Here is a 14,357-nt window from a genome sequence, read left to right as displayed (position 1 = left end):
AAAGAATTTTTGACGGGGTGGTTTTTAACACATAGTTTTAAGTTTCGGCTAAAGCCAATGGAAATGCAACCTATTGTGATCACGGGCTAAAGCCCGTGCCTATTGAATATCTTAGTTTTATAAATAATACTAAAACCATTAAGAAAGTTTAAGAAATAAAGTATAGTTAAGATGAATCATCCTGATTTTTAAGCTTAAAGCAAAGCTCATCTTCATATTCTAAACATCTTAAAAAAATCTTAATGTTTCAATCGTTAAAAACATTCACCTTATTTTCACTTTTAAAATCTATTTTTACATAGAATTGAAAACCATCAGACACTCATGAACGTTTTTATCGCAGGCGGAACTTCGGGTATTGGCTATGCACTGGCCAGACACTATCTTTCTAAAGGATACTGTGTAGGAATCTGTGGAAGAGATCTTACCAAAATCCCGGAGAATGATTCTAAAGATATAAAGGCTTTTCAGACAGATGTTTGTGACATCAACGCCCTGTTATCCACATTACAGTCTTTTCTTGTGGATAAAAATGAACTTGACATTTTCATTAACTGTGCAGGAAGCTATGCAGAAGATGTAGCAGGAAGAATTTCTTACGAAGAGGCTGAAGAAATGCTACAGACCAATATTCTGGGAACCGTTAATTTTTTCGAGGCAGCAAGAAAAGTAATGAAAAATCAGAAAAAAGGAAGGATTGCCGTGATTGCTTCTGTTTCAGGGATATTGGAATATGAAAATTCCAGTCTTTATACGAAGACAAAACGTTCTGTAATACAGATTGCCGATGCGTATCACCGTGCACTGAAACCTTTCGGAATTTCCGTCACTACAATTGCTCCGGGATATATTGATACCGAAAAATTAAGGCAGCTTAACCAAAATGACTTAAGTAAAAAACCATTCCTTACGGAGGTAGAAACTGCAGTTTCCATTATCTCAGAAGCCATAGAAAAACAAAAAAAGCTTATTATTTTCCCAACAAAAATGAAGTGGATGATGAAATCTTTATCCCTCCTTCCTTCTTCTTTATTAAATATCATCATGTTCAGAAAAGCCCAATGGATGAAAAACGACTGACAATACAACGAAAGCTGTACGCCTTGATTCTGTGTTCCATTGTATTTATGATGGTTTACAATTTTACAGCATGGTATATTTCAAAACTGACTGATGTTCCGTCCTTCGTTTTTAATTTTGAAAATTACATTCCATTTATTCCGTGGAGCATTATTCCTTATATGACCAGCGGAATCTTTTTCTGTCTGGTATTTTTTTTCTGTCAAAATAAACAACAGCTTAAAGTTTTAACACAGCGTATGCTCTTCGTAACGGTTGTTGCCGGAATTTGCTTCTTATTATTTCCCTTAAAATTTTCATTGTCCAAACCTGAAATCAACGACCCGGTTCTGGGATATTCTTTTCAGTTTTTAAAAGTATTTGATTCTCCTTTCAATCAGGCTCCGTCCCTTCATATTGCCTATGCTTTTATTTTCTGGTCTGTTTTCAGGAATTTAAAAAAAGGAAGATCATTCGTAATGCTTTGGCTTATTATCTTGGGAATTTCTACGTTGACAACGTATCAGCATCATTTCATTGATGTCATAACCGGAAGTATTCTTGCCCATTTTAGTTTTATCATCTTTCCTTATCAAAAAAATAATTTTCTGTATAGAAATTTTCATATCGCCAACCTCTATTTTTTATCAGGATGGTGTATTATTTTAATCGTATTTCTGGCTAATCAATTCATCGGAGAAACAGGGTTGTTATTTCTTTGGCCAGGGTTGATGATTATTCTGATCGGGTATCATTATCAGAAAAACAACATCTTCTTTTTAAAAAATAGAGCAGGACATATTCCGTGGATAAAAAAGATTTTCTATATCCCATATCTGTTAATTTACAGGATATTTTGGAGGTTTTTCCGGAAAAACAGAACTCCCTTGGAAATTATTCCCCAATTATATATTTCATCTAGACCTGATCGTGAAAGCATACAGGATTTCGGAATTAACAAAGCAACCCTTGTGTATGACCTGTCAGCTGAAATAGAAGAACTCTCTATCATAAAAGATACAGCAGTTTATCATTCTTTTCCTCTTCTGGACATTGGAACATTTGATAGTTCTGAAACCCAAAAGCTGGTTACGGAAATCACAGAATATTATCAGAAACTTCCGCCGGACGGTAAGATTCTGATCCATTGCACAATGGGATTCGCAAGAAGTTCAGTAATCGGAATTTTAGTAATCAAAAATATTCTATCTTTACCTCTTACAGAAGCAATAACCATGATGAAAACCCACAATAAGCATGCGGTCATACCTACTTATCTGGAGGATTTTCTGAAAAAATTTTAATCTATGAACAGCGGACATTTTACAAGTTTTGACAACAGTGAAATTTTTTATCGTGAGTGGAATTATCAACCTCAGCAGAAGAGTATCATCATGATCCACCGTGGACATGAACATTCTGAAAGACTAAATGATATTGCACAATCTCCTCAGTTTTCAAAATACAATATCTTCGCATTTGATCTTCGTGGGCATGGGTATACGAAAACCCAAACCTCATCTGTTTTTATGGATTATGTAAGAGATTTAGATGCTTTCTCTCAATTTATCAATTCCCAATACGATATAAAAACGGCAGACATTTTTGTTGTAGCCAATAGTATAGGCGGAGTGGTAGCTTCTGCATGGGCTCATGATTTTGCTCCTTCTATTGCAGGAATGGCTCTTTTGGCTCCAGCTTTTAAAATCAATCTCATTGTTCCTCTTGCTAATGAAATGATTACGTTAGGAACAAAGCTTAAGAAAGGACTGATAATTAAAAGCTATGTAAAATCTAAAATGCTGACTCATGATCCTGAACAGCAAAAAGCATATGATACAGATCCCATGATCTCAAGGTCCATTGACGCAGAACTTCTTATTGATCTGGCAAAAGCAGGAAAACGTCTGGTAGAAGATGCTGAAGCTATAGATACGCCGACTTTAATTCTGGCTGCAGAAAAAGATCATGTGGTTTTCAATAAAGATCAGAAAATATTCCATGAAAAACTGGATACAGATTTGAAACATTATGAAGTGCTGCCTGATTTCTTCCATGGGATTTTATTCGATACCGGAAAGGAAAAAGTCTACGATAAAATTGTGGATTTTGCTGAAAAATGCTTCAAGAGAGCAACAAAGCAAAACTCTCTTTCTCCCGACCGTTTTTCTGTAAAAGAATATAACGATCTGCAAAATAATGTCGGGAATAATCTGAATTTTAAAATGCAGAAATTTTCTTTAGGAAAAATCGGGAAACTAAGCAATGGAATGGCCATTGGTCTGAAATACGGCTTCGATTCCGGAGCTTCGCTGGATTATGTATATCAGAATCAACCCAAAGGCAAATTCGGCTTTGGAAAAATGATGGATAAAAACTACCTCAATGCAATCGGCTGGAAGGGAATCCGCATCAGAAAACAACATTTGCTGCAGCTTTTGGAACAAAATATCAAAACACTAAAACAACAGGGCAGACCTGTGAAAATACTGGATATTGCAGGCGGAACAGGAAATTATTTGTTCGATATCAAAGAAAAATATCCGGACGCAGAAATCGTTATCAACGAATTTGTAAAATCCAATATTGAAATCGGAGAAAAAGTTATTAAAGAAAAGAACTATCAGGATATCAGATTTACCAATTTTGACTGTTTTGATCCGCAAACCTATCAAAAACTGAATTTCGAGCCTAATATCACCATTGTATCTGGAATTTTTGAACTTTTCGGAGATAATGAAATGGCAAGTAAAGCAATTCAGGGCGTGAATTCAATTTCGGAAAAGAATGCCTTCATCATTTACACCGGACAACCATGGCATCCTCAGCTGAAAATGATTGCCTATGTACTGAATAACCATCAGAACAAAGACTGGATTATGAGAAGACGCTCGCAGAAGGAGCTGGACAGAATGATGGCTTTTAATACCATTCAGAAAGAAAATATGCTGATTGATGATTTTGGAATTTTCACTGTTTCTTCTGGAAAAGTAAACGTTTCAGATTAATACTATTTTCCATTCCCGCAGATTCTCTAACCGGTTTTTATAAACAAAAAAAGGTTTTCCATGAGAACGGAAAACCTTTTTATATTTTAGGCGTTGAATATTATTGCTTCACCAGTTCAAAGTAAGCGGTTACTTCAACATCTTTTGCAATACCTGCTCCTGTAGGATCATATTTGATTCCATAATCCAGACGGTTGATGGTAAACTTGGTCTGAATCCCCATAATTTGTTTTCCGTCTTTATTTTTTGTAATCCCACCGAAGGTAACCGGAGCCGTAATATCTTTCTCCACTCCTTTGATCGTCAGTTTTCCTTTAACAATATAGTTGTTGTTTTTATCTTTTGTAACGGAAGAGCTCTTAAATTCAATGGCAGGATATTTGGCCACATCAAAAAACTCTTCACTTATAAGATGTCTGTCTCTCATGTCCACTCCGGTATTAATGGTGGAAGCACTTATAGAAAAGCTTAAATCAGCATTATCCAGATTTGCCCCACTACTGGCCATCCTTCCGTCAAACTTATCGAATCTTCCCTGTACAAAGCTAATTCCCATATGTTTAATATTAAAATTGATGGAAGAATGCATATGGTCTACGTCCCACGTACCTTGTGCAAAGGTAACAACACTTAAAAACACAAACACGAAAGATAAAAATACTTTTTTCATTGTAATGATATTTTACATTAATATTTTAATTGAATGAGGCTAATATATGAAAGATATTTCTACCATGCATGGATTAGTTTTTAATATTAAGTTCAATTAGATTCTGAAAAAAAAATGCTTTTTTATACCTTCGCAGTATGGCAAAACTGAAAACAGCATATTTCTGTCAAAACTGTGGAACACAGTACCCTCAATGGCTGGGACAATGTAAAAACTGTGGAGAGTGGAATACCTTAGTAGAAGAGGTTGTTGAAAAACCTTCTCACAAAAATCCTCCTTTCTCAAAGACGAAACAACATGTCATCAATATTGTTGAAGTGGAAACAAGCGAGGAACCGAGAATAAAAACACCTTCCGAAGAACTGAACCGCGTTTTAGGAGGTGGAATTGTTTTAGGCTCCGTTACTTTAATTGGTGGCGAACCGGGAATCGGGAAATCTACCCTTCTGCTTCAGCTTGCATTAAAAATGAAGAAAAAAATCTTCTATGTTTCCGGGGAAGAAAGTGCATCTCAGATTAAAATGAGAGCTGACAGGCTTACGGATATTCAAAATCCGAACTGTTTCCTTTTTACAGAAACGTCATTGGAGAAAATTCTTCATGAAGCAAAAAAACTGGAACCGGATTTCATGATCATTGATTCCATTCAGACGCTGCAGTCTCAACTGATAGAAAGTTCTCCAGGAACGGTCTCTCAAATCCGGGAATGTTCCAATGAGATTATCAAATATGCCAAAGAAAATAATACTCCTGTTTTCCTTGTAGGCCACATCACCAAAGACGGCCAAATTGCCGGCCCAAAAGTCCTGGAGCATATGGTAGATGTTGTTCTGAATTTCGATGGAGACCGGAATCACCTTTTCAGATTGTTGAGAGCCAATAAAAACCGTTTTGGTTCTACCGCCGAAATTGGTATTTATGAAATGGTCTCCCAGGGATTGAAAGAGATTAAAAATCCTTCTGAAATTCTGATCACCAAAAAATTTGAAGAACTGTCCGGAAACTCCGTTGCCGTAACACTGGAAGGAAACAGACCTATGCTTTTGGAAATTCAGGCATTGGTAAGCACAGCTGTTTATGGTACTCCTCAAAGAAGCTGCACCGGTTTTGATTCAAAAAGGCTCAATATGCTTTTGGCTGTACTGGAAAAAAGAGCAGGTTTTCAATTGGGGGCAAAAGATGTTTTCCTGAATATTACCGGAGGGATAAAAACAGATGATCCGGCACTGGATTTAGCGGTCATTGCTTCTGTTCTTTCCTCCAATGAAGACATTGCCATTTCGGAACATTACTGCTTTGCCGGAGAAATTGGTCTGAGTGGAGAAATACGTCCTATAGCCCAGGTAGAACAAAGAATTACTGAAGCTGAAAAGTTGGGGTATGAAAAAATATTCGTTTCTAATCTTAATAAAATTCCGAAGAGAAAATTTGGAATAAAGATTGAAGAAGTGAGCAAAATTGAGGATTTTCACGAGAGACTTTTTTAATGTGAATGGTCAATTTTGCTGCGCAAGTCAATGGTCAATGAGGATGTAGATAAAAAAATTCACAAGCGAAGAGGATTTAGATTGTGAATGGTCAATTTTGCAAGCAAGTAAATTGTCAATTGGAATGTGGATAAAAAATTCACAAGCGAAGCGGATTTAGATTGTGAATGGTCAATTTTTGCTGCGCAACTCAATGGTCAATGGGATGTAGATAAAAAAAATTCACAAGCGAAGCGGATTCACTATTCACTATTCACTTTTATCAAACATTCACATTTAATTCATACCTTTAAATTATGAATTATCTGGCGCATTCTTTTCTTTCTTTTACCGACGGACAGATCGTGGGGCAGTTTCTTGAAGATTTTATCCGCAACAGGGATCGTTTTTCTTTCCCGAAAGATATTCAGGACGGAATTACCCTGCACAGAGCTATTGATACTTTTACAGATTCCCACCCTGCCATTCATGAAGCCAAAAAAGTGTTTGCTCCTTTGGTAAGATTGTACGCAGGTGCATTTGTAGATGTTTCTATGGATCATTTTGTAGCCAACGATTTTTCTTTACATACGCTTGATGGCTGGAAAGCTCATTCCCTTCGAGTCTACTGTGTTTTGAATGCCAATGAACAGTGGCTGCCCGAAAACTTCAAAAAAATGCTTGTTAAAATGGAGCATGATGACTGGCTTTATAATTATCGTGAAAACTGGGGAATTAAATTCAGTATTCAGAAAGTACTTAATAAAGCAAAATATCTTGATAAGGACATTCCTGTTTTTGAAGCTTTTTTAAAGAATAAAGAGCGTCTTCAGCAATGCTATGATGATTTTTTTCCTGATCTGCTCGCCCATGCAAAAGGTATCAATACCTTGATTCAGCTGGAAAATTAATATTTTCGAATTGGTTAAAACACAAAGTTCATGTCAAATAGCTTATCAGAAGTGAGCTAAGAAAGCGACAAAGTCGCTGACTAAGCTGAGTGGATATGAATAAGCTTAAAAGGAATCAATGAAGTTGATTCTACCTTTGCTCCCTTAAGAACATCACACAACAGGTTAAATCTTTACGTCAAACGAAAATAATCTAAACCGAATTGTAATTCTACTTGTCTTTTAGAGCTTTATAATAGGTTTAAAATTGCTTATAAAGATAACGGTTAGGATAAGTAAGTTTTTCACTTCTTCTTTCTCCATTCACAATAATATGGACAATATTGATCTGATCATCAAAAAGGTTATATAGAAAGCTTACCGCTGTTTCTACTTTTTTGGGAGTGGGTACAGATTCAGATTCCAGAAATACATTTACCGATTCCTGGTCTTCTTCATACCCGATATAGTTGACCTTCAAAAATTTATTGTCAACTTTTAATTTGAAATATTCTGAACAATATTTTTGCAGGGCATCATTCAATTTTGCTTTGTATTGTTCATCATTAAAATGAAAAGCGCCTCCATATTTTTTCCCTAAGCCATTTTCCATATCATCAAGGAAAAACCTTCCTGTCACTTCAAATGTTCTGGATTTTGAATTATAATTAATTTCCACAGAGCCTACATGGTAGGGATGAACGGCCTCATCGCTTACAAAACTCTGAAAGACGATGGTTACCAATACAAGAAATCCAAAAAAAAACTTACGTGACATGAATTTTATTTTAAGCAAATATAAAAAAAGCAACAGTTATAGAAACTGCTGCTTTTTTATTTGAAATTGATTACTGAATTTTTATTCTTTAATCACCTTTTTCGTAATTTTTGTATTATCCTCCAATACAATGGTGAACAGATAAGTTCCTCTTACCAGTGCTGAAACATCAATTTTACTTGCGTTGGTGTTGACATTTGCTGTTTTAACCAGTTTTCCTGAAGCATCATAAATAGTCACTGATCCTTTAGAATGTCTGCCCAACACTACATTCACAAAATCTTTCGCAGGATTAGGGGTGATATTCACCTCTGCATTGATCTTAACATCTGCTGTTCCCAGTGTTGTCCCTGTTTTAACAAAATATCCGCCAAAACCTGTTGTCTGGAAGCTTACTTCCCAGTATTGGTAGGTATCATTCCAGATAATATCTGCAATATCAGGAGTGATAATCGCTGCAGTTCCTCCAAAAGAAGCTACTGTACCTGTGGTACTTGTTCCTGTGTATTTTTCAATAAGAAGATTGGCTTTATTGGCAACATCGGTAGGTGAAGTAGGTAACTTCACTCCATTGGTAAGATTATAAGCATCGAAATCACTCTGCTTAAAGTATAAAGTTACTTTACCAGTTGCAGTCGTAGTGTTTGCATCCGAATTGATTTCATATCTTCTTGCCACATAGTTGGGCTGTGCATTATCCACCCATACTTTTGATGTTACATTTCCTGTTACGGTACTTGCGGCTTCTTTTTCTACTCTTGCTATAAGCTGGCAGATATTTGTAAAATAGTTATATCCATTGGCTACCGTGCTGGCTTTCGTTTGGTTGGAAGTTGCTAAATTCTTCACTTCAGCTACATTTTCATACACTACAGCTCTCATTTTAAAGTCAAATGTTCTTGAAGTCCAGGCTGTACCATCTGTAGATGTTTTAGATCTGTTATTAACTACTGCATTTTCAGCCTTCATGGCGATTCTTCCTCCCAAACCATTGACCACAATATAAAAATCTTTTCCGGTAACCATCTGTATATTCAGATCGGAAAGACTCACATAGTTCCAGGTAAACCTCTGTGTATTATTAAGCCACGAAGTAATCGTTTTAGTAGCTATAATATCCCCGGGATTTCCATTGGCATCCACTTTTCTGATTTGAATATCCACCGGAATATCAGAAGGAAGTGAAGTTCCCGTTAAAAACGAAAATCCTCCCAGTTTCCCTGTTAATGTTGGGGTATATCTGACAGCAAGAGCTATATTATCAAAATAATAATTTGATTCTGTATTGGCAATGATATAAGGTTCATCATACCCTACTGTTTCAAAATTAGATTTCACACATCCCAGTTCATCGGTAACGGCTTTATAAATATCTAATTTACCATATCCCCATCTCATATTCGGAACAGTACCGGTTGCCCCATCCATTCTTGCGTTAGCTGTAAGACGGGCTTTCACCTGTGCTGCTGTTAATGTGGGATTGGCCTGAAGCAATAATCCTACTGCGCCCGCTACTCCTGGCGAAGACATACTTGTTCCCTGGTTTTTCACATAATAGTTGGTTCCTGCAATAATATCTGTAGCTCCGGGAGAAGAATCAGCTGATCTGGTTGAAATCACATTCTGGCCGGAAGCCGCAATCTCCGGCTTTTGAACCCCATCTACTCTTGGCCCTTGCGCACTGAATGATGATATGGATTCCTGTGGAGTAAGGGTATAATAACCGCTCGTTCCGCTGTACCAGCTTGTTCTTCCTAAATATGAAGCCACGGTAATGGCATTAGAAGCATTCCCGGGAGACCCTACAATATATTCATTATCGCCATTTTGCAAAGTTGTACTCACTCCCTGACTGTACAACCAGCCATGTGTAGTAATCTGCTGGGTTCCGTTATTGGTAATTTCTAAGGTATAATTTCCCTGAACGTTTGTAGTTCCGGAAGTTCTGGTTATCACCATCTGAACATACCGCTTGTTGTTATCATTCCCCCAGTAGTTATACATTGTTGCTGTAAGCCCTCCTCCCAATATACTGTGAGCAGTAGTTGTGCTTATATTCTGTGTATACTGTTGTCCGTCCGGAGTAGTTAGTTTTGCTGTAACAGGAGTATTATCATTGGCATACATAATAAATGAAAATACTGAAGTTGCAGAAGTATTGCTTGAAACAGTAAAGGTATACGTCTGTGCCGCACCAGCCGCAATATCAAATTTTCTATGAAGATTGGCTCCATAATCATTACCTGCAGAAATAACCACTACTCTACCAGGTCCTGAAGTGGTAAAATTGTTCACCGCTACCTCATGGCTGGAAGTTCCGTCATGAGCAGTTCCCTGTCCGCCAATACTCATATTGACAACAATAGGTTTATTAAGCGCTGTTGCTACGTTTTTAAAATAGGTTAAAGCATTAATGGTATTTGTTGTAGGAAAGGATCCGTTACCACCTTTTACAAAAACAATATCTGCATCAGATGAAAATCCTTTATGTCTTTTATCCGTAAATGCAGAGCCATTGCCGGCTGCCGTCCCGGAAACGTGGGTTCCGTGTCCGTTTGTATCATTTTCACGCACAAATCCTGTTGGTGTTCCATCCAACTCATCTTCAATCTGTGCTCTTGTATACTCTACACCTGTTGAAAATCCTGTAGGGGTTGTCTCTCCTGCTTGTGCTGTGAGTGTCTGATCCCAGATGGAAACAATTCTGCTTTTGGTCTGATCATTGGCTTTTCTGAAGTCCGGATGTTTCCAGTCTATTCCACTGTCATAAATTCCGACTAAAACACCTGTTCCGTTATAAGCTGTGTTATTGAAAACTCCATCCTGCAAAAGGCTTGCTCCGGACTGAGCTCTGCTCACATCATTATGAAGTTCGTCAAACTCAGGAGCCATTACTGAAGTTACATAAGGAAGTTTCTTAAGCCGTTCAAGATCATCCATGGAGACCAGAGCAGTAGAAAATGTTGGCAGCTGACTTTGGATCAGGAAACCATCAGCCTTCAGTTTTTCAGGCTCTTTCGTATAGATAATACATGAATACATAGTCTGAGCTCCCTTTGAAGTCACTACCAGATGCTGGTCAAGTTTCATATCGGGACGTTCCAACTCTTTTACTGCTCTACCATTGGTAATATTTTCTTTATTTTTCAATAAAATATCAAACCGGGAGTCCAATTTCTGTACCTGACCGTAAAAAGCGTAGGAATATAATCCCAAAAAGGCTGCTGTAGCATTTCTAAGAAGCTTCGCTCCTCCAGGTGAAATGTTTACATTTGTAGAAAATAATTTTTTAATATCCATATTTCATTTTTATGCAATACAATTATACAATTTTTATTCAATACATAAATAATATAAGACATTAATAAAAATCAAGCATAAAAATTAAACCAAACAATAAAACCAACCCCACTTTAACAATATATTCAAAACATAAAATTTTTTAATCAAAATGCAGGATTTCCTTTTTTATTTAAACCTTGGATGGGAACATATTATTTCTCTGGATGCTCTGGATCATCAGCTTTTTGTACTGGCATTGATCGCTGTTTATTCCTACAGTGACTGGAAAAAAATCCTAATTCTGGTGACTGCATTTACAATAGGACATTCCATTACATTAGCTTTGAGTATTCTGGATGTCTTCAGAGTTCCTTCTGACTGGGTTGAGTTTTTAATTCCTTTAACCATTGTTCTGACTTCTTTGGATAATATTATCATGAAAAATCAGAAACAGACCTTGATGCGGGCCAATTACTACCTCGCATTAATCTTTGGACTTGTTCACGGAATGGGATTCGCCAATACGGCAAGAGTAATGATTGCAAAAAGTCAAGGTATTGCTTTACCGCTATTGGGTTTCAATATAGGTCTTGAGCTTGGCCAGATTGTAATTGTTGCTGCGATTTTAATCATCCTGTTTATTTCACTCAATCTTTTTAAAGTGAATAAAAAAGACTGGATTCTGTTTGTTTCTTCCGGGGTATTTGCTTTATCCCTGAAAATGACTCTGGAAAGAATTCCGTTTTAAAAGTTAAATATTTTTATTATTTCAGCAGCTAATTCCTATCTTTGATCATTAATAAATCATTTCGGTTATGAAACTAAAAGTTGTTATACTTTCACTTTCTGTATTTGCATATACAGGTTTCACCGCACAAAATATTCAGAATAACCCAGGCAGCAACCATGGCAACAAGTTTGAGCAGCTGGGAACGATTCTACCAACACCCAATATTTACAGAACAGCTTCAGGAGCTCCCGGACACGGATACTGGCAAAACAGAGCCGACTATAACATTTCTGCTTATCTGGATGAGGATAAAAGAAATCTGAAAGGTTCGGAAACAGTTACGTACTACAACAATTCTCCGGATGAGCTGGATTATATATGGTTGCAGCTTGATGAAAACGAACACTCAAATATCAGAAATGCCGGATATGACGCTTCATCTGTTCTTCGTCCTTCCACTACAGACCAGCAGCTTAAAATTTCTGAGCTTCCTGTGAAAGATAATGGCTATGGAGTAAATCTTGAAAAAGTGACTGATGCTTCAGGGAATCCTTTGAAGTATACCGTTAACAAAACCATGATGCGGATTGACCTTCCCAAAGTTTTGAAAAAGGGAGAAAAATTCGTTTTCAAAGTAGACTGGAATTACAATATCTCTAACAGAATAAAGATGGGAGGCCGAGGCGGTTACGAAAACTTCCCCGAGGATGGTAATGATCTGTATACGATAACACAATGGTATCCAAGAATGTGCGTGTATAGCGACTTTCAGGGATGGCAGAACCACCAGTTTACCGGAAGAGGTGAATTTGCATTGGTTTTCGGAGATTTTAAAGTTTCTATGAATGTTCCTGCCGATCATATTGTAGGAGGAACCGGAGAATGTAAAAACTACGATCAGGTATTAACAGCTGATCAGTTATCAAGATACAGAAAATCTGAAAATGCAGCGGAACCCATCGAAATTGTAACATTGGATGAAGCTAAAAAAGCAGAGAAAAATCATTCAAAACAAAGAAAAACATGGGTTTTTGAAGCAAAGGATGTTCGTGATTTTGCATGGACTTCTTCCAGAAAATTTGTCTGGGACGGAATGCGTGTAACGATCCCTGAAAACAATAACAAGGTAATGGCAATGAGTTTTTATCCAAAAGAATCTTATGGCCTTTACAGAAAGTTTTCAACAAAAGCTGTAGCGCACACCATTAAAACCTATTCAGAATTTACCATTCCTTATCCATATCCTGTAGCACAGTCTGTAGAAGCTTCTAATGGAATGGAATATCCGATGATCTGTTTCAATTTCGGGAGAACTGAGAAAGACGGAACGTATTCTGAAGGAACAAAAAATGGGATGATTGGAGTAATTATCCATGAGGTTGGTCACAACTTTTTCCCGATGATCATCAATTCTGATGAAAGACAGTGGGCATGGATGGACGAAGGTTTGAATACATTTACTGAATATCTTACAGAAGAGAAGTGGGATAACAAATTCCCATCTAAAAGAGGGCCGGCATGGACGATTGTAGATTACATGAAACTCCCGAAAGATCAGCTGGAGCCTATCATGAGTAATTCAGAAAATATTGTTCAGTATGGACCGAATGCCTATTCAAAACCTGCTACAGGACTGAATATTCTTCGTGAAACAATCATGGGAAGAGAGCTTTTCGACAAAGCATTTAAAACGTATGCTAAAAGATGGGCATTCAAACATCCTGAACCTGCAGATTTATTCCGCACCATGGAAGATGCCAGCGGTGAAGACCTTGACTGGTTCTGGAGAGGCTGGTTCTACGGTACAGATCCTGTAGATATCGCTATTGATAAGGTAACGGTAGCTGTTCCTAATCTTGAATCTGATCCAAAAGCAGCTGCAGAAGTAAAATATCAGGTTGAAAAACCTTTGGTTAACAGTTTCGAAGACCTTTCAAAAATCAGAAACAGAGAGGATAAGAATATCAAATTCTATGTAGACGGAGATAAAGATCTTCAGGACTTCTATTACAGATACGACAGAGGCCAGGAAAAGGTAGATAATAATAAGGAATACACTGTAAAACCAGCAGCCAATCTTCCTTTAGATGCTAAGGACAAAGAGAAATTCAAAAATATTACAGGCTATCAGATAGACTTTGTGAATAAAGGCGGACTGGTAATGCCGATCATCCTTGAATTCACTTTTGAAGACGGATCAAAATTATATGATAAATCTTCGGCTCAGATCTGGAGATTGAATGAGCAAAAGATTTCCAAGACGTATTATTTCGACAAAAAATTAAAATCTATTCAGCTTGATCCAATGAGAGAAACGGCTGATATTGATACCACTAATAATGTTTGGAGCAGTACCGGATCTGGCAGTGAAACTTCAAAATTCCAACTCTTTAAACAAAAACAGGAAGGAGGAACTGTAAGAGGAGGCTCAACCGGAAAGGTTAATCCAATGCAGGCTTCAGGAAAGAGTTAAA

At 37.1% G+C, this 14,357-nt stretch carries 10 protein-coding genes; 7 read left to right on the top strand and 3 right to left on the bottom strand.

Annotated features, from left to right (window positions below; translation table 11 throughout):
* Positions 1–324: 324 nt before the first annotated feature.
* The 3 genes from JOE44_RS20575 to JOE44_RS20565 are packed head-to-tail and all read left to right on the top strand — an operon-like array spanning position 325 to position 4,067.
* The gene (locus tag JOE44_RS20575; protein ID WP_209787086.1) at positions 325–1,080 is read left to right on the top strand and encodes an SDR family oxidoreductase; all 756 of its coding nucleotides are present in this window, start codon (positions 325–327) and stop codon (positions 1,078–1,080) included.
* The gene (locus JOE44_RS20570; RefSeq protein ID WP_209787084.1) at positions 1,062–2,363 is read left to right on the top strand and encodes a phosphatase PAP2 family protein; all 1,302 of its coding nucleotides are present in this window, start codon (positions 1,062–1,064) and stop codon (positions 2,361–2,363) included. The genes JOE44_RS20575 and JOE44_RS20570 overlap by 19 nt, the downstream gene beginning before the upstream one ends.
* A 3-nt stretch (positions 2,364–2,366) precedes the next feature.
* Positions 2,367–4,067, top strand: coding sequence for a bifunctional alpha/beta hydrolase/class I SAM-dependent methyltransferase (locus JOE44_RS20565; RefSeq protein ID WP_209787082.1), 1,701 nt, complete (start codon positions 2,367–2,369; stop codon positions 4,065–4,067).
* 100 nt (positions 4,068–4,167) lie between these two features.
* On the opposite strand, the gene JOE44_RS20560 is transcribed toward JOE44_RS20565, so the two are convergent.
* Positions 4,168–4,737: a YceI family protein gene (locus tag JOE44_RS20560; RefSeq protein WP_209787080.1), complete on the bottom strand. Its 570-nt coding sequence runs from the start codon at positions 4,735–4,737 to the stop codon at positions 4,168–4,170.
* 137 nt (positions 4,738–4,874) lie between these two features.
* On the opposite strand from JOE44_RS20560, the gene radA reads away from it, so the two are divergent.
* A complete protein-coding gene (gene radA, locus JOE44_RS20555) occupies positions 4,875–6,224 on the top strand; it encodes a DNA repair protein RadA (RefSeq protein ID WP_105681520.1) in 1,350 nt (449 codons plus the stop codon).
* Between the two features lie 296 nt (positions 6,225–6,520).
* Positions 6,521–7,114, top strand: coding sequence for an ACP phosphodiesterase (locus tag JOE44_RS20550; RefSeq protein ID WP_209787078.1), 594 nt, complete (start codon positions 6,521–6,523; stop codon positions 7,112–7,114).
* Positions 7,115–7,355: 241 nt separating this feature from the next.
* On the opposite strand, the gene JOE44_RS20545 is transcribed toward JOE44_RS20550, so the two are convergent.
* Positions 7,356–7,871, bottom strand: a complete 516-nt coding sequence (locus tag JOE44_RS20545) for a DUF6702 family protein (protein ID WP_209787076.1) — start codon at positions 7,869–7,871, stop codon at positions 7,356–7,358.
* An 81-nt stretch (positions 7,872–7,952) separates the two neighbouring features.
* The gene (locus JOE44_RS20540; protein ID WP_209787074.1) at positions 7,953–11,171 is read right to left on the bottom strand and encodes a S8/S53 family peptidase; all 3,219 of its coding nucleotides are present in this window, start codon (positions 11,169–11,171) and stop codon (positions 7,953–7,955) included.
* Between the two features lie 151 nt (positions 11,172–11,322).
* On the opposite strand from JOE44_RS20540, the gene JOE44_RS20535 reads away from it, so the two are divergent.
* Positions 11,323–11,901, top strand: coding sequence for a HupE/UreJ family protein (locus JOE44_RS20535; protein WP_209787072.1), 579 nt, complete (start codon positions 11,323–11,325; stop codon positions 11,899–11,901).
* A 67-nt stretch (positions 11,902–11,968) separates the two neighbouring features.
* Entirely contained in the window at positions 11,969–14,356 is a 2,388-nt protein-coding gene (locus JOE44_RS20530) for a M1 family metallopeptidase (RefSeq protein WP_209787070.1), read from the top strand.
* The last annotated feature ends 1 nt before the right edge of the window (position 14,357 follow it).

This window comes from Chryseobacterium sp. PvR013 (genome assembly GCF_017833095.1).
Classification (GTDB): Bacteria; Bacteroidota; Bacteroidia; order Flavobacteriales; family Weeksellaceae; genus Chryseobacterium; species Chryseobacterium culicis_A.
Note: the sequence above shows the minus strand (reverse complement) of the source record. Positions and strands in the feature narration are given on the sequence as shown.